Source organism: Sphingomonas sp. QA11, assembly GCF_028473665.1.
Classification (GTDB): domain Bacteria; phylum Pseudomonadota; class Alphaproteobacteria; order Sphingomonadales; family Sphingomonadaceae; genus Sphingomonas; species Sphingomonas phytovorans.
In genome coordinates this window covers 5,215,031-5,231,723 of the sequence record NZ_CP098774.1, presented here as the reverse complement: position 1 = coordinate 5,231,723, position 16,693 = coordinate 5,215,031, and the positions used below count along the sequence as shown (strand labels likewise).

The 16,693-nt window shown below is 66.8% G+C and carries 11 protein-coding genes; 6 read left to right on the top strand and 5 right to left on the bottom strand.

Annotated elements, in window-relative coordinates:
• Positions 1-172: 172 nt before the first annotated feature.
• The 3 genes from NDN01_RS24225 to NDN01_RS24215 all read right to left on the bottom strand — a co-directional run bounded on the left by NDN01_RS24225 (position 173) and on the right by NDN01_RS24215 (position 4,081).
• Positions 173-1,093 carry a polysaccharide deacetylase family protein gene (locus NDN01_RS24225; RefSeq protein ID WP_272624778.1) on the bottom strand — a complete coding sequence of 307 codons (921 nt, stop codon included), beginning with the start codon at positions 1,091-1,093 and terminating at the stop codon, positions 173-175.
• Positions 1,094-1,116: 23 nt separating this feature from the next.
• Complete coding sequence (locus NDN01_RS24220; RefSeq protein ID WP_272624777.1) at positions 1,117-2,361, bottom strand: SGNH/GDSL hydrolase family protein; 1,245 nt, start codon at positions 2,359-2,361, stop codon at positions 1,117-1,119.
• Positions 2,362-2,524: 163 nt separating this feature from the next.
• Positions 2,525-4,081: a DUF389 domain-containing protein gene (locus NDN01_RS24215; RefSeq protein WP_272624776.1), complete on the bottom strand. Its 1,557-nt coding sequence runs from the start codon at positions 4,079-4,081 to the stop codon at positions 2,525-2,527.
• A gap of 125 nt (positions 4,082-4,206) precedes the next feature.
• Here NDN01_RS24215 and NDN01_RS24210 point away from each other — a divergent pair, with 125 nt between their 5' ends.
• The 4 genes from NDN01_RS24210 to NDN01_RS24195 all read left to right on the top strand — a co-directional run bounded on the left by NDN01_RS24210 (position 4,207) and on the right by NDN01_RS24195 (position 9,228).
• Positions 4,207-5,508, top strand: coding sequence for a chloride channel protein (locus NDN01_RS24210; RefSeq protein ID WP_272624775.1), 1,302 nt, complete (start codon positions 4,207-4,209; stop codon positions 5,506-5,508).
• 84 nt (positions 5,509-5,592) lie between these two features.
• Positions 5,593-5,904: a DUF485 domain-containing protein gene (locus NDN01_RS24205; RefSeq protein WP_272624774.1), complete on the top strand. Its 312-nt coding sequence runs from the start codon at positions 5,593-5,595 to the stop codon at positions 5,902-5,904.
• On the top strand, positions 5,901-7,607 hold the full coding sequence (locus NDN01_RS24200) for a cation acetate symporter (protein WP_272624773.1): 1,707 nt from the start codon (positions 5,901-5,903) through the stop codon (positions 7,605-7,607). Before NDN01_RS24205 ends, NDN01_RS24200 begins: the two co-directional genes overlap by 4 nt.
• Positions 7,608-7,701: 94 nt before the next feature.
• Entirely contained in the window at positions 7,702-9,228 is a 1,527-nt protein-coding gene (locus tag NDN01_RS24195; RefSeq protein WP_272624772.1) for a M28 family peptidase, read from the top strand.
• A gap of 34 nt (positions 9,229-9,262) precedes the next feature.
• Here NDN01_RS24195 and NDN01_RS24190 read toward each other — a convergent pair whose 3' ends face one another.
• Positions 9,263-10,567 (bottom strand): sugar MFS transporter, encoded by a 1,305-nt coding sequence (locus NDN01_RS24190; RefSeq protein ID WP_272624771.1) that lies wholly within the window; start codon positions 10,565-10,567, stop codon positions 9,263-9,265.
• 103 nt (positions 10,568-10,670) lie between these two features.
• On the opposite strand from NDN01_RS24190, the gene NDN01_RS24185 reads away from it, so the two are divergent.
• Together NDN01_RS24185 and NDN01_RS24180 are read left to right on the top strand one after the other, a co-directional pair.
• Positions 10,671-11,804: an aldose epimerase family protein gene (locus tag NDN01_RS24185; RefSeq protein ID WP_272624770.1), complete on the top strand. Its 1,134-nt coding sequence runs from the start codon at positions 10,671-10,673 to the stop codon at positions 11,802-11,804.
• Between the two features lie 16 nt (positions 11,805-11,820).
• Positions 11,821-13,617 (top strand): IlvD/Edd family dehydratase, encoded by a 1,797-nt coding sequence (locus tag NDN01_RS24180; RefSeq protein WP_272624769.1) that lies wholly within the window; start codon positions 11,821-11,823, stop codon positions 13,615-13,617.
• A 147-nt stretch (positions 13,618-13,764) separates the two neighbouring features.
• Here the strand turns inward: NDN01_RS24180 and galB are convergent, their stop codons facing one another.
• Positions 13,765-16,479 (bottom strand): beta-galactosidase GalB, encoded by a 2,715-nt coding sequence (gene galB / locus NDN01_RS24175; protein WP_272624768.1) that lies wholly within the window; start codon positions 16,477-16,479, stop codon positions 13,765-13,767.
• Positions 16,480-16,693: the final 214 nt, after the last annotated feature.

Genomic DNA, 16,693 nt, shown 5'->3' with positions numbered 1-16,693 from the left:
CCATTCCCCGTGCCACGCGCCCGATGAAACACAAAAGGCCGGGCGCCCGCAAGGCCACCGTCCGACGACTCTCACACTATCCTATAGCCGAAACCCGAGGACACATGCACGCGATTGCGACGATGATGCCACGCTTCCCGATCTCCCGGCTCCGTCGATACTGGAAGGCGTCCTATTTGCAGATCGCCTCCAGCTCAGGCCCGTAATCATGCCGCGTGGGCACCGGCAGGCCCTTCGCCCGGAGTTGCGCTTCCGGCCCAACCGGCGCGTCGGGCAAGCGCGGATTCATATAGCCCTTGTACCAGGGATCGCGCTGAGCCTGTTCGAGCGTTACGAACGTGAAGCCGCGGCGCCTGTAGAGGTCGATCAGCCGGGGAAGCATCACCGCGTCCAGCGCGCCGACATGCATCAACAGCACATAGGGGATGTCACGGCCGAGCAGCGATTTGAAGACAGTGCGTCCATAAGTGATGCTGTCGTCGGCGGCGGCGAGATAGCTCTTCTCCAGCCAGGCAATCGCCTTATCATCCTTCCTCGCGACGCAGCGGGCATAGGGCGCGTTCCACATATAATCGCCGAAGCTCATCGTGACGCCGGCGATGCGATAGCCGCGATCGGCGAGCAGCTTGCGCACCGCCGCCTTCTTCTCCGGCGTCTCGCCCTCCGACAGATTGGGATAGCGGAACCAGTGCCAGTCCAGTCCCTTCATCCGGCCGGCGACGACACCCTCGCCCTTGATCACGTCCTGCTCGAACTCGGCCGCGCTGTGCGTCGCGAGGTTCATGTGCGACCAGGCATGGTTGCCGAGCGGCAGGCCGGCGGCGCGCCAATGATCGAGCACCATGGTCGATTCAGGTTCCTCCACGGTGCGCGCGCCATTGACGAAGCCATAGACCGGGGGGAGCTTCGCCGCCTTCCACGCAGCGATGATCCTGTCCCCGATCTCGACACGGGTCATGCCCTCGGGCAGCGCGCCATGGGAAGGAAGGTCGTCCCAGGTGAAGGCGATCTGCTGCGCCTGCGCCGTTCCCGCGGCGGAGAGACAGACGGCTAGCGCAACGAGGCCCGCCCGCCTCTTTTCAGTTCGTGTCATGCGGAAGTCTCCGAGAGGCGGGATCAGCGGAACAGGTTCAGGTCGATCGCCTCGCCCATCGCGCGATAGCCCGCATCGCCGGGGTGGAGCGCGTCGCCGCTGTCATAGGCCTTGGCCATGCGGAGCGGATCGGCCTTGTCGGCGACGGCCCGATCGAAATCGATCACCCCGTCGAAATGGCCTGGCGCGCGGATCCATGTGTTGACCGCGACGCGCACGGCGTCGCCGTCGGCCGCGTAATAGCCAGCACCCTTGTAGGGCAGCACGGTCGCACCGATCACCTTGATACCGCGATCATGCGCGCGATCGATCATCTGGCGATAGGCGCCCGTGATATCGGCCACGGTCGGCGGCGCGCTGCCGGCACCCTTCGCGCTGCCGATATCGTTGATGCCTTCGAGGATCACGACATAGCGAACGCCGGGCACCGACAATATGTCGCGGTCGAACCGCGCCAGCGCGGCCGGCCCCGCCCCGGTCTTGAGCAGCCGATTGCCCGAGATGCCCGCATTGGCCACCGCGAAGCCGTTCTTGCCCGCCTTGTTCAGCCGCTCCGCCAGAATGTCAGGCCAGCGGCGATCGGCGTCCTTGCTGGAAGCGGCGCCGTCAGTGATCGAATCGCCGATCGTCACGATCGTGCCGGTGGCCGGACCACCCGCCACATCGATCGCGGTGAGGAGATAGCGCATCGTGCTGGTCGCCCCGCCAGCCGCCAGCACGGGGGCCGATGCCTGGTTGCCAGGGACGATCCGCGTCGTCGCCACGCCGAGTTGATGGACCGAGAGATGGGGCGTGTCGCCCGGCACATGAATGCTGACCACGATCCGGGCCAGCGGCGCGACCTTCAGCGCGACCGGATCGCTGATCAGCGGCGCACCGGCCGGAATGACGGGAGAGGCATCACCGCCGAAGGTAACGGCGCGATCAGTGCCGGCAACGATCTCCCCGTCCGGGCCGGCCAGCGCGACATGGACCGCGCCGACCGGCAAGGGCGCCGTCCACATTTCGTTGGAGAGCCGCAACCGCAGGATCGTGCCGCCGGCGGAGAGGCGCGCCGTCATGCGGTACGTGGCGTCGGCCGAAGGAGGTGGCGCCGGCTGTGGCGGTGGACCTGACTGGCCCGGCCGCGCCACGGGCGCTGGCATCTCCATCGGCACCGCCTGCCAGCTTCGCGTCCAGACCCGGCGGGCCTGCGCCCCGGCCACGATCGGTTGAAACAGCAACGCCGTCGCCGCGAACGACAAATAGAGTCTGTAGCCTCTCACCATCTTCTCCTGGGCAATGTTGCCGTCGCCTAGGGGCGATCGGTTCCTATCCCCGCCTCTTCAGCGGAAGCGGATCAAGATACCGCTACCATAGCGCATGCGGCGCATAGCTCAATCGGTGCGTCCGCCGCGACGTCGTCGACAGATCGACGCGCGCCGCGCGCTGCTATCGCCCCGCCACGTCGCCGGGCGCCAGCGCGAAGACGGCTCCCGCCGCACGGGCCGGCACGGCCCGGACATTCTGTGCCCGCAACAGCGCCGCGATGGCCAGGGCGCGGCGCTGAATCAGGCTCGGTCTGGCAGGCTCGGCATCTTCGGGCAGCCCCGGCACCGCAAGCGCGGCGATATTCCAGCGTTTAGCCTCCCAGGCCGACAACAGCACCGCCTCTCGCGCTACATCGTCCAGGCTATCGGAATCGCCACCGAAACGGATCTGCGGGAAACCGCCGAACGGCGGGACAAGGACAATTTGCCAGCCCTTGGCGGATTCGGCCAGGCGCTCCTCCAGCGCACGATAGGTTGCCGAGGTGGCGCCCGGCAGCGCGTTCGCCCGTGCCGTCGCACGGTGGTGGTCGCGATCGATCGTCACTTCGTCGGATGCGACGCCCGCACCGATCGCCACCAGGGTCGCGATCCTCCGCGCCTCCGCATTTTCCGCGTCACTTGCCGTCAGTACGCGCTGGATTTCGGCACGCTGCGCCTCGATCGTACCGGCGCCGGGATCGAGCAGCACCTGATCGACCTGCAGGCTGACCGGCCGCCCGAGCCGATCCGACAATGCCGTTTGCAACGGCGCGTTGGCGATAGCGGCCGCGCGCGGCGCGATGACGACCGAGCGCACCAGCAACGGATCGCTGTCGAAATCGATATCGAGTTGGGTCACCCGCGCCTTCTCCCCGAACCGGTCGGAGAGGAAGGCACGCACCTGCGTCGCCGTCACCGCCTCGCCCGCGATCCGGCTGAGCGAGAAGCCGAGCGGTATCGCCATGGCGACGAATACCAGCAACAGGACGATGGTCTGCGCCCAGCTCTGCTGGCTGGAGAGGCGATGGCCGAAACCGTAGAAACGGGCCATCACCGTCGCTGACAGGGCGATGGTGATGAAATTGGTGACGAACAGCGCGAAGGCACCGCCCAGCACCGGCATGTTCCAGGTCGCGAGACCATAGCCGACCACGGCGAGTGGCGGCATCAGCGCGGTCGCGATGGCGACGCCGACGATCGTCTCGCCCTTGCCCCGGATGACCGCGAAGGAACCGGCCAGCGCCGCGAACAGCGCGACCATCAGGTCGAACAGGTTCGGCCTGGTCCGCGCGAGGATTTCCGCCGTCGGCGCCTTGAGTGGCGAGAGCAGGACCAGCAGCGCGGTAAAGGCAACCGCCAGGGCGGTGCCGATCGCCAGCGCGACCAGCGCACGCCGCGCCTCCGCCAGGTCGAACAGGGCCAGCGCGAACCCCAGGCCGAGGATCGGGCTCATCAGCGGCGAGATCAGCATCGCGCCGATCACCACTGCGGGCGACGAGAGCAGCAGGCCAAGCACCGCGATCCCGGCGGACATGGTGATCATGAAGGCGTAGCGCGGCGACCAGCCACTCTCCTCCTCGATGCGCGTCTTTACTTCGGCGTGATCGACCGACCCGACGACGGCGCGGCGCCACCAGCGATAGAGCACGGTGCGTTGCCAGCGGTGTTCAGCCGCCGGATACGATTGGGCGATCGACATCGCTACATCTCCCACTGCGCCCTCAGGCCGAAGTGGCGGCATTAGGAGCCTTTTGCGGCCACGTGCAAATCCCGCGCTGCTATGCGACGGTGGCGCGAAACGGCCGGGACGGATAGGACGTCGCCATGAGGCTTCCCCTGAACAGGCGCTGGCGCGTGCTGCTGCGGCGTCACGGCCCGGCGTCAGCGGTATGGCGGCGGCGGATCGCGATGGGCACCGGCGCGGTCTCGATCGGCCTCGCCGCGCTGCTGTTCGCCAGGCTTGCCGACGCAGCCAGCAGCCTGTTCGGCGGTATGGCCCGCGGCCATTGGTGGCTGCCGCTAGTCCTGACGCCCGCCGGTTTCGTGCTGATCGTCTGGCTGACCCGGCGGATTGCCCCGGAAGCCGCTGGATCTGGCATCCCGCAGGTGATCGCGGCGGCACAGGATCCCGCGCGCGCCGGACGCCTGCTGATCTCGCTGAAGGCGGCGTTGCTCAAGGGTGCCTTCACCGTCGCGGCATTGCTGTGCGGCGCCTCGGTCGGCCGCGAGGGGCCGACGGTGCAGATCTCGGCGGCGATCCTCAACTGGCACAGCCGGTTGTTCCGCGCGCCGATCAGGGCGTCGATGATCATTGCGGGCGGCGCGGCTGGCGTGGCGGCCGCGTTCAACACGCCACTGGCCGGCGTCACCTTCGCGATCGAGGAACTGGCCGACGCCTATGAACAACGCGTCGCGCTGCTGGTGATGACCACGATCCTGATCGCGGGCATCGTCAGCCTTGGGCTGGCGGGCGACTATGTCTATTTCGGCGCGGTCGGCGAGACGATGAAGGTCGGCGCCGCCCTGCAGGTCGCTCCCGTCGCCGGCGTGCTGGGTGGCCTGTCCGGCGGGCTGTTCGCCCGGGCGATGCTGGGCATCGGCGCGGCACGCGACCGGTGGATTCCGTTCCTGAAGGGCCGGCCGGTGGCCTGGGCGTTGCTGTGCGGCACGATCGTGGCCGTCGTCGGCGTCTCGACCGGCCTGACCTGGGGCACCGGCTATGCCCCGGCGCGCGCGATCATCGACGGCACCAACGCGCCCTATTGGTTCGGCCCCGCGAAATTCGCAACGACCCTGGCGACCGCCGCATCCGGGCTGCCCGGCGGCATCTTCGCGCCGTCGCTCGCCACCGGGGCGGGGCTCGGCGCGCTGCTCCGGCCGATGTTTCCCGGCGATCCGGGCGGCGCCGTCGTCCTGCTCGGCATGGTCGCCTATTTCACCGGCGTGGTCCGCGCGCCGCTGACCGCGGTGATCATCATCGTCGAGGCGACGGCGAGCCGCGGCCTGATCCTGCCGCTGTTCCTCGCCGCGCTGATCGCGCATGCGGTGTCGGCCCTGGTGTGCAAGGAACGGCTCTATCACGGCCTCGCCCGCCCCTGGCGCACCGCGCTTGGGACAAGGACCTGACCGCCAGTCCAATTGCGGTCTTGCATCGCGTCGGTGATTGGGCTTGGTAACGCTACCGCCAACGAGCGGCAGGGGGAGAGTGCGATGGCCGATTCAGAACGTCTGGCACGCGTGGCGGCCGACCCGCGATATCTCGCGCTGACGCGCCGGCGCGGGCGTTTCACCTGGACGCTGACCTGCATCATGCTGGTCGCCTATTTCGGCTTCATCCTGCTGATCGCCTTCGACAAGAGCCTGCTTGCCGCGCCGATCGGATCGGGCGTGACGTCGATCGGCATTCCGGTCGGGCTCGGCGTGATCCTGCTCGCGATCGGGCTGACCGGCCTGTATGTGCGCCGCGCCAATCGCGACTATGACGCGCTGGTGCAGAGCCTGGTCGAGGGCGAAGGCGAATGAAGCTCGCCCGCGCCGTCGCGCTTCTCTCCGCCGCCCTGCTGATCGCCACCCCCGCCCTTGCCGACGGCGTCGCGGGGCAGACGGTGCGGCAGGCGACAAACTGGACCGCGATCGTCCTGTTCGCGGCCTTCGCGATCCTGACGCTCGGCATCACCCGCTGGGCAGCGCGGCGGACGCGGACCGCATCCGATTTCTACACGGCGGGCGGCGGCATCACCGGCTTCCAGAACGGCCTCGCCATCGCGGGCGACTATATGTCGGCCGCCTCGTTCCTCGGCATCTCGGCGCAGATTTTCGCCGATGGCTATGACGGGCTGATCTATTCGATCGGCTTCCTGGTCGGCTGGCCGATCATCCTGTTCCTGATGGCGGAACGGCTGCGCAATCTCGGCCGCTACACTTTTGCCGATGTCGCCTCGTTCCGCTTCGCGCAGACGCCGGTGCGCAGCTTCGCGGCGCTCAGCACGCTCGTCGTCGTGCTGTTCTACCTGATCGCGCAGATGGTCGGCGCCGGGCAGCTCATCAAATTGCTGTTCGGGCTGGACTATGCCTATGCCGTGATCATCGTCGGCGTGCTGATGATGCTCTATGTCCTGTTCGGCGGGATGACCGCGACCACCTGGGTGCAGATCATCAAGGCAGTGCTGCTGCTCGGCTGCGCCAGCTTCATGGCGTTCATGGTGATGGCACGGTTCGGCTTCTCGCCCGAGGCGCTGTTCGCCCGCGCGGTGCAGGTGAAGACCGATCTCGCCGTGGCGACCGGCCTGTCGGCGCCGGAAGCGGCGGAGCGCGGGCGATCGATCATGGGGCCGGGTAATTTCATCAAGGACCCGGTCTCGGCCATCTCCTTCGGCATGGCGCTGATGTTCGGCACCGCCGGCCTGCCGCATATATTGATGCGCTTCTTCACCGTGCCCGATGCCAGGGCGGCGCGCAGTTCAGTGCTGTGGGCGACGGGATGGATCGGCTATTTCTATTTGCTGACCTTCATCATCGGCTTCGGCGCGATCGTGCTGGTGGCGACCGATCCGGGTTATCTCGACTCGACCGGCGCGCTGCGCGGCGGCGGCAACATGGCGGCGATCCATCTTGCACAGGCGATCGGGGGGAACATCTTCCTCGGCTTCGTCTCGGCGGTGGCGTTCGCGACGATCCTGGCGGTGGTGGCCGGGCTGACCCTGTCGGGCGCGTCGGCGGTGAGTCACGATCTCTATGCGACGGTGTTCCGCAAGGGTAAGGCCGATTCAGCGGCGGAGCTGCGTGTGTCGCGGCGCACCGTGCTGGTGCTGGCGGTGGTGGCGATCCTGCTCGGCATATTGTTCGAGAAGCAGAATGTCGCCTTCATGGTCAGCCTCGCCTTCGCGCTGGCTGCGTCGGGCAATTTCCCGGTGCTGCTGTTGTCGCTGCTGTGGAAAGGCTGCACGACGCGGGGCGTGGTGGTCGGCGGATCGATCGGCCTGCTGACCGCGCTGGTGCTGACGATCCTGTCGCCGGCGATCTGGGTGGCGATCCTGCATCACGACAAGGCGATCTTCCCCTATTCGTCGCCCGCGATCTTCTCCGTGCCGCTGGCGTTCTTCACCATCTGGCTGGTGTCGAAACTCGACACGTCGCGGCGCGCGGCGGTGGATCGGGGCGGATATCTGGAACAGCGGGTACGCTCGGAAACGGGGATCGGCGCGGAGGGCGCATCGGCGCACTGACGCCGACACGGATCGCACGTCGAGCCCCGCGACGCTCTCTCGCCATCGCGCCGATCGTCCGATACGACTTGCCTGAAACAAGCACGGGGGCAGCATGAAATTCTCGACAGCCGCGATCATGGCATTTCCGGCCGCACTGCTGCTCGCATGGCAGGCCGCCGCCGCGCCGGGACAGGGCCCCGATGCCGAAACCCGCGCCTGGTGGACAATCACCGAGGCGCTGTCGAACGACAGGATGGAGGGCCGGGACACCGGCTCGGCAGGATATGATCGCGCGGCGCAACTGGTCGCCGACAAATTCAAGGCGGCGGGATTGAAGCCGCTCGGCGACAAGGGAAGCTGGTTCCAGCCGGTGGCGATGAACGAAATCGCGATCGAACGCGCCGGCATCGGCGTCGGCGATCGTCCGCTCGTCTTCCTCCAGGACATCACCGTCGACCCGTCCAACGCCATGCCGGTGACGGTCGATGCGCCGCTCGCCTATCGCGGTTATTGCGGCGCGGCGGCGCTTGGCGACGTCCGCGGCAAGATCGTGATATGCCACGGCGTGAACCGGCCCGGCCTGCCCGGCGCCGCCGAGCGGATCGCGGCGGTCAAGGCAGCGGGAGGCATCGGCCTTGCGACGATCGCCGATCCGGGCTTCGCCATCGAACCGCCGCGTTGGCCCTTCGCCTATGCCCGTTCAGTGACGCTCGCGAACGCCTCGCCCGATACCGATGGCTTCCTGCGCCTGCGGCTCAAGGCCGATGCCCTGAAAAAGGCGATCGGCGACCATGGGCCCGATGCTGGCGATCTCATTGCGAAGGGGAGCGCCGGCGAGCCCCTCCCCGGCTTCGACATCCGCGAATCCTTCCATGCGACGTTCACGGTGAAACGGCGGCAGATCACCTCCTCCAACGTGATCGGCCTGCTGCCCGGAAGCGACCCTGCGAGCACCGATCAGGCGATCGTCCTTTCAGCGCATCTCGACGGCTATGGGTTCGGCACGCCGGTCAATGGCGACGGCCTCTACAACGGCACGCTGGATGACGCAGCCTATGTCGCGCTGCTGATCCGGGTGGCGGAGCAGCGCCGGGGCAAGGGATATCGCCGCCCGGTGATCTTCGCTGCCTTCACGGGGGAGGAGAAGGGCCTGCTCGGGTCGACCTGGTTCGTCGCCCACCCGACGCTGCCCAGGACCTCGATCGCGGCCAATATCAACCTCGACCAGTTGCGCCCGATCTTTCCGCTCGACCTGCTCACTGTCCATGCCCTGGACGATACAAGCCTGGGCGACGACGTGCGCGCCGTCGCCAACGGCATGAACATCGCCGTCCAGCACGATCCGGAGCCGGCGCGCAATCTGCTGCGCCGCTCCGATCAATGGCCGTTCCTGCAGGCCGGCATTCCAGCGACCGCCTTCGTCTTCGGGTACCGGCCGGGAACTGAAAGCGAGCGTATTTACCGCCAGTGGTACAGGACCGGCTACCATACGCCGCTGGATGATCCGCACCAGCACATCGACTGGAAGGCAGCGGCCGATTTCAACCGCTTCTTCAAGACGCTGGTCGAGCGCGTGGCCGACCAGGAAGCTGCCCCCGCCTGGAAGGCCGGGAGCAGCCTGCGGCCGGCGGGCCACTGACCGCCGGCGCTAAACCGCCAGTGTCTATGGGTATCTATGCGGTCTCGGCCGCCGTCGACCGCGAACCGTACACCGCATAGAACAGCACATAGAGTTCGCAGGCGGCGGTCAGCAGGAACGACATCTGCAACCCATAGGCGTCCGCCAGCCAGCCCTGGACGATCACCAGCGCGCCACCGGCGATCGCCATGATCAGCAGGCCCGATCCTTCCTCGGTCAGCGGGCCAAGGCCCCGAATGCCGAGGGTGAAGATCGTGGGGAACATGATCGAGTGGAACAGCCCGACCGAGATCAGCGCCCACATCGCGACGGGGCCGGTGGTGAAGGTCGCGACCAGCATCACGACCAGCGCCCCGATGCTGAATGCCGCCAGCACATGCTCGGCGGCAACGCGCTGCATCAGGACGCTGCCCAGGAAGCGCCCGACCATCATCCCGCCCCAGAGCAGGAAAAGATAGTTGGAAGCCTGGGCATGAGTCAGGTTGCCGATCTCCGGCGCGGAGACGAAGTTGATGAACAAATTGCCGACCCCGATCTCGGCGATCAGGTAGATGAAGATCGCCGGCACGCCGAACACCAGGTTGCGGTGCCGCCACAGGCTATGGCCTCGCCGTTCCTGTTGCGCACGGCCCCGGGTCGAGGCGTTCATGTCGGGCAGGCGGAAGCGCGCGATGACCACCGCGAGCACGACCAGCACGGCCGCCACGATCAGATAGGGAAGCTGCACCGACTGCGCGTCGGCAAGACGCTCGGCCGGGGTCAGCACCGCGCCCGCCGCGGCGTTGCCCGACGTGCTGCGGCCAAGGATGAGATAGCCGCCGAACAGGGGCGCGAAGGTCGTCCCCATGGAGTTGAAGGCCTGGACCAGATTCAGCCGCGAGGATGATGTCTCGGGCGATCCGATCACCGCGACATAGGGGTTGGCCGCGACCTGAAGCAGCGTGATGCCGGCGGCGATGACGAACAAGGCCGCCAGCACGACCCAATAGGAGGGGATCATCGACGCCGGCACCATCATCACCGCGCCGAACGCCATGATGATCAGGCCGGCGACGATCGAGCGTTTGTAGCCGATCCGCTCGATCAGCATCGCCGAAGGGATCGACGCGAAGAAATAGGCGATGAACCACACCGACTCGATCAAGGTTGTCTGGGTATAATTGAGATCGAACACGCTGCGCAGGTGCGGCAGCAGCGTGCCGTTGATGACGGTGATGAACCCCCACATGAAGAACAGGGTGGCGAGCAGGCTCAGCGTGGCGCGATAGCCCGACCCGGCGGAACCCGACCCCGTGCCCGCCGCGAGCGGTGTCGATGTATCGATTGCCGGTCCCGCCATTCTCACATCCTCTGCTGCATCGCTTGTTTTTTGTCTGAGTATATGCAAGCAAAATCGCGGTCAACGCCGCCGGTTCGAGCGGCTGCGGTGGAGGGCGATATTCATGCACAAGAGTTTGATCATGCTGGCGGCGATCGGAACAGTCGCGGTGGCGGCGAACGCCCATGCCGCATCGGCGGCGCGGGAGACCGTGGGCGAGGTCGCCGGCGCGAAGGTCGAGGCGATCACGCTGGCCAACGCCAATGGCGTGAAGGCGCGCATCCTGAGCTATGGCGCGACCCTGCAATCGCTGATCGCGCCCGACCGCAACGGCAAGCCGGCGGATGTGGTGCTCGGCTATGACGACCTGGCCAGCTATGTCGGAAAGCCCAATTTCTTCGGCGTGACGGTCGGCCGCTATGCCAACCGGATCGCGAAGGGCCGCTTCTCGATCGACGGCAAGACCTGGCAGTTGCCGATCAACAATGCCCCCAATTCGCTTCATGGCGGCACGAAGGGCTTCGACAAGGTCGTGTGGCGCGTCGTCTCGGTCGAAAACGGGCCCGTTGCCCGCGTGACCTTCGCCTATGTCAGTCCTGACGGGGACCAGGGCTATCCCGGCAAGCTCGACGTGACCGTCATTTATGGCCTGGACGAGAAGGGATCGCTGTCGATCGAATATAAGGCCGCGACCGACAAGCCGACCATCGTCAACATGACCAACCACGCGATCTTCGATCTCGCTGGCGAAGGATCGCCCTTGGGTGCGCTCGGCCACAAGCTGACCATGCCCGCGCGCGCCTATACGCCGGTCGACGCGACCCTGATCCCGACCGGCGAACTGCGCCCGGTCGAGGGAAGCGTGTTCGATTTCCGCAAGGGCCGCACGCTCGCCGACGGCGTGCGCGACGGTCGCGACCCGCAGATCGTGGCGGGCCGCGGCTATGATCACAACTTCGCGATCGATGCCGGGCTGACGACTGAACCCAAGCTCGCCGCCCGGCTTGAGGACAGTGAGTCCGGCCGCGTGCTCGAAGTGTTCAGCACCGAGCCCGGACTGCAACTGTATACCGGCAATTTCCTCGACGGCACGCTGATCGGCAAGCACGGCCATGTCTATCGCATGGGTGACGGCGTCGCGATGGAACCGCAGAAATTCCCGGATACGCCCAACCAGCCCGCCTTCGGCTCGGCGCGGGTCGATCCGGGCAAGCCCTATCGCCACCTGATGATCTATCGCCTGTCGGTGGCGCGATGAACGGACCCCGCCACCAATGACCCAAACACCCCCTGCCGGCCTCCGGTCGCGCGCCTGGTTCGACAACCCCGCCAATATCGACATGACCGCGCTCTATATCGAGCGCTACATGAATTTCGGCCTCTCCCAGGAGGAGCTTCAATCGGGCAAGCCAATCATCGGCATCGCCCAGACCGGTTCCGACCTGTCGCCCTGCAACCGCCACCACCTCGTGCTGGCGGAACGGCTGCGCGAGGGCATTCGCGAAGCGGGCGGCATCGCGATCGAGTTCCCGGTCCATCCGATCCAGGAAACCGGCAAGCGCCCGACCGCCGGGCTCGACCGCAACCTCGCCTATCTGGCGCTGGTCGAGGTGCTGTACGGCTATCCGCTCGACGGCGTGGTGCTGACGATCGGCTGCGACAAGACAACGCCCGCCTGCCTGATGGCGGCGGCGACGGTGAACATCCCCGCCATCGCCCTCTCGGTCGGGCCGATGCTCAATGGCTGGCACAAGGGCGAACGCACCGGATCGGGCACGATCGTGTGGAAGGCGCGCGAACTGCTCGCGGCGGGCGAGATCGACCATGCCGGCTTCGTTAAGCTCGTCGCCTCGTCGGCACCCTCGACCGGCTATTGCAACACCATGGGCACGGCGACGACGATGAACAGCCTGGCCGAGGCGCTGGGCATGCAATTGCCCGGATCGGCCGCGATCCCCGCGCCATACCGCGACCGCCAGGAAATCGCATACCGCACCGGCAAGCGAATCGTCGAGATGGTCGCAGAGGACCTGAAGCCAAGCGACATCCTGACGCGCGATGCCTTCACCAATGCGATCGTGGTCAATTCGGCGATCGGCGGATCGACCAATGCGCCGATCCATCTCGCCGCGATCGCGCGCCATATCGGCGTCGACCTGCCGCTCGACGACTGGCAGACGCACGGCCATCACGTGCCGCTGATGGTCAACCTGCAGCCGGCGGGTGCGTATCTCGGCGAGGATTTCTACCATGCCGGCGGCGTGCCCGCGGTGGTGGCCGAGCTGATGCGCGCCGGGCTGATCCGCGAGGATTCGATCACCGCCAACGGCCGCACCATCGGCGACAATTGCCGTGACGCCGTGATCGAGGATGCGGATGTGATCCGCCCCTTCGCCACCCCACTGATGGAGGATGCCGGCTTCGTCGTGCTGAAGGGCAATCTGTTCGACGCCGCGATCATGAAGACAAGCGTGATCTCGCGGGAATTCCGCGACCGCTATCTCTCCGACCCGGCCGATCCGGATGCGTTCGAGGGGCCGGCGGTCGTGTTCGACGGGCCCGAGGATTATCACGCGCGGATCGACGATCCGGCAACCGGCATCACGCGCGAGACCCTGTTGTTCATGCGCGGTGCCGGGCCGATCGGCTATCCCGGCGCGGCCGAGGTCGTGAACATGCGCCCGCCCGCCTATCTGATCCGCGAAGGCGTGCACGCCATGCCGTGCATCGGCGACGGGCGACAATCGGGCACCTCGGGATCGCCCTCGATCCTGAACGCCTCGCCCGAGGCGGCGGCCAATGGCGGCCTCGCGCTGATCCGCACCGGCGACCGGGTGCGGATCGATCTGCGCGCGGGCACGGCGAACCTGCTGATCGGCGACGAGGAACTGGCCGAGCGCCGCCGCGTGCTGATGGACGCGGGCGGCTATGCCTATCCCGCCTCGCAGACGCCGTGGCAAGAAATCCAGCGCGCGGTCGTCGGGCAACTCGACAGCGGCGCGATCCTTGAAGGATCGGAGCAGTATCAGCGGATCGCCCAGACGCGCGGGTTGCCAAGGGACAACCACTGACACCTAGCCCGTCATGCCGGACTGGTTCCGGCATCCAAGTCTCAGCAGGCGCCGCACCGGTTGCGTTTGCGGAACGATAGACCCCGGAACACGTCCGGGGTGACGGTAGTGGTTGAGGATCGCACAGCGCTCGAAACGAACCCTGCCCTAGCGCAAGGTCTGCGTGACAGCGGCCACGCTCTTCAGCACTATCGTGGAACCCCTGAGTGCCCCGGACCGGGCGTGCAGCGTGATCGCGCCCGGCTTGCCCGGCATCGCGCGCACCACGACCAGGACAAGGCCGTTGTACACCTTGCGCGTCGGCGACTGGAAGGATTCGAAGCTGGCCGGATCGCCATTGTCGGTGGCGACGATCTCGCCCGGGCCGTCGATCGTGAAGCTGACCGCATTGTCGGCGCGGGGCACGGTGAGCCCGTCCTTGTCGGTGACGCGCACCGTGACGAAGGACAGGTCGCGGCCATCGGCGCTGATCCGCGCGCGGTCGGGCGTCGCCTCCAGCCCGGCGGGGGCGCCTGTGGTCTTCACGATCTCGGTCGCCCATGGCTTGCCGCCCTTCCAGGTAACGACCTTCACCTCGCCGGGCGCGTAGGTGACATAATCCCAGCGGAAGCGATATTCATAGGGCGCCCGCGTCCTCCTGCCCTGCGACATGCCGTTGACGAACAGTTCCGCCTCGTCGGCCGAGGTGAAGACATGGACCGGGGTGACCTGCCCCTCGCGGCCGGGCCAGGTCCAGTGCGGCAGGATGTGCGCGAATTTCAGGGCAGGCCGCCAGCGCGCCTGGTAAAGCCAGAAGCGATCCTTCCTGAATCCCGCCAGATCGATGATGCCGGAATAGGAACTGCGCGCGGCGTAATAGGGCGTCGGCTCGCCGAGATAGTCGAACCCGGTCCAGACGAATTCGCCCGCGACGAACGGGTTCTGGTCGTTCGTCGCGAAGACCCGGTCGGGCGAGGAGCCGAAATCGGCGGCATGGAGTTCATAGGCGCTGACCTGTTTCGTGTCCGGGTCACCGCCCGAACCTGGGCGGACAGGCCCGCTGATCGCGCCCATCACGGGGAAGAGATAGTCGCCGCGACTGCTGAGCGCCGACGCGCTCTCGGTGCTCATGATCACCTTGTCGGGATATTTTTCGTGAAAGGCGGCGAACTGGCCGGGATAGGCGCGCACGCCGGTGCCCTGATAGTTGAGGCCGATCACGTCGACCGTGCCGGGCATCGCCATGTCGGGCTTGGCATAGTTCATCGCGGTCGTGGTCGGGCGGGTCGGATCCTCCTCGCGCACCATCCGCACAAGGCCCCTGGCGATCGCTGCGCCCTCTTCCCCGGTATATTGTTCGCCGACTTCGTTACCGACGCTCCACAGGATGACCGACGGATTGTTGCGATCGCGGCGCAGCATCGACCGCAGGTCAGCCTCATGCCAGTCGGGGAAGATCAGGTGGAAATCGAGCGGGGTCTTCTTGCGCTCCCACACATCGAACACTTCGTCGATCACCAGCAGACCCATGCGATCGGTCAGCTCAAGCAGCTCCGGCGCGGGCGGATTATGGCTCATGCGGATCGCGTTGCTGCCCATCTCCTGCAGCATTTCGAGCTGGCGCTCCGCCGCGCGGACATTGAACGCAGCGCCGAGCGCGCCGAGATCGTGATGGTTGTTGACGCCCTTCAGGTCGATGCGCTCGCCATTGACGAACACGCCCTTGTTCGCATCGAAGGTGACGGTGCGGATGCCGAACGACGTTTCATAACGGTCGACCATCCTGCCGTTGAGCGAGACAATGGTGACCGCGACATAGCGGTTTGGCTGCTGAGTCGGCGGTGGGCCCCAGAGACGGGGATTGGCGAGCGCAGTCGACCCGGCGACCGTCGTGCTGGCGCCCGCCGCGATACGCGCGCTGGTCGGCGCGATGCGCGCGACGATGGCGCCGGTCTTCCGGCCCGCCGCGTCCAGCGCATAAATGTCGGTGCTGACGCTGGCGCTCGCCTCGGCCCGGGATTCATTGTCGAGCGACACGTCGAGCGCGATGGTCGCCGAGGCCTTCGAAACGTCGGGCGTGGTCACCCGCGTGCCCCATTGGCCGATATGAACCGGGCTGGTCTTGGTCAGCCAGACATTCCGGTAGAGCCCGCCACCGGGATACCAGCGCGCCGATTCAGGCGGATTGTCGAGGCGGATGACTAGCTCGTTCCTGCCGCCGAACGCCAGATAGGGGGTCAGGTCGAGCCGCCAGCCATTATAGCCATAGGGCCAGCCGCCGACGAGTTTCCCGTTCAGCCACACCGCCGAATAGGACATTGCACCGTCCACATCGAGGAACACCGACTTGCCCTTGTCGCGCGCCGGAATGTCGAGCGCCTTGCGGTACCAGCCGATCCCCCAGCTCTCCAGCCGGCCCATGCCGCCATAAGGACCGCTGGTCAGGAAGGGCCGCTCGATCGCCCAGTCGTGCGGCAGGGTCACCTTCCGCCATGCGCTGTCGTCGAAACCGGCCTGGACAAAGGAAACATCGCCGCCGGGATTACCCGCCGGTCGCACATGCCGCTTCGCCGGGTCGCGGATGAAGGCGTTGGCGCTCGGGAGGATCCAGGGCTTGAGCACCGCCTGGCCGGCGGCGGTGACTGCCCTGGCCTCGTCGGGCCGGGCATCGGCAGCCTTGCCGTCCTCGCTCTTCCCGATCTCCGGCCGCACGTTATAGGACAGGCCGGTCACGCCGGCGGGGTCGCCCATATGGAAACGCCAGCCGGCATTGATCGAAATCCGCTCGCGCGGCGCGGTCTGGGCCTGTGCGCCGGACGCACCGGATATTGTGATGAACATCAGCGCGGACAGGCGAGCAACGATTTGAGCGAGCGTTGCCACTGACACCTTCCCTCCGCGCGGCGACCTTTCCGGTCGCGCCTTTCCCGAAACGGCGCGAGGCTATGGCGGTGGGATCGCCCTGGTCAAGAAATTTGTAGGAGTTATTATCCCTACCTGCCTCCCCTCACCTTCCCCGGCGAAGGCCGGAGTCCAGTTGGGGAACGTCGAGAAACGGACGCCATGCGTCATCACAAGGGCCTTCCCGACTGGACCC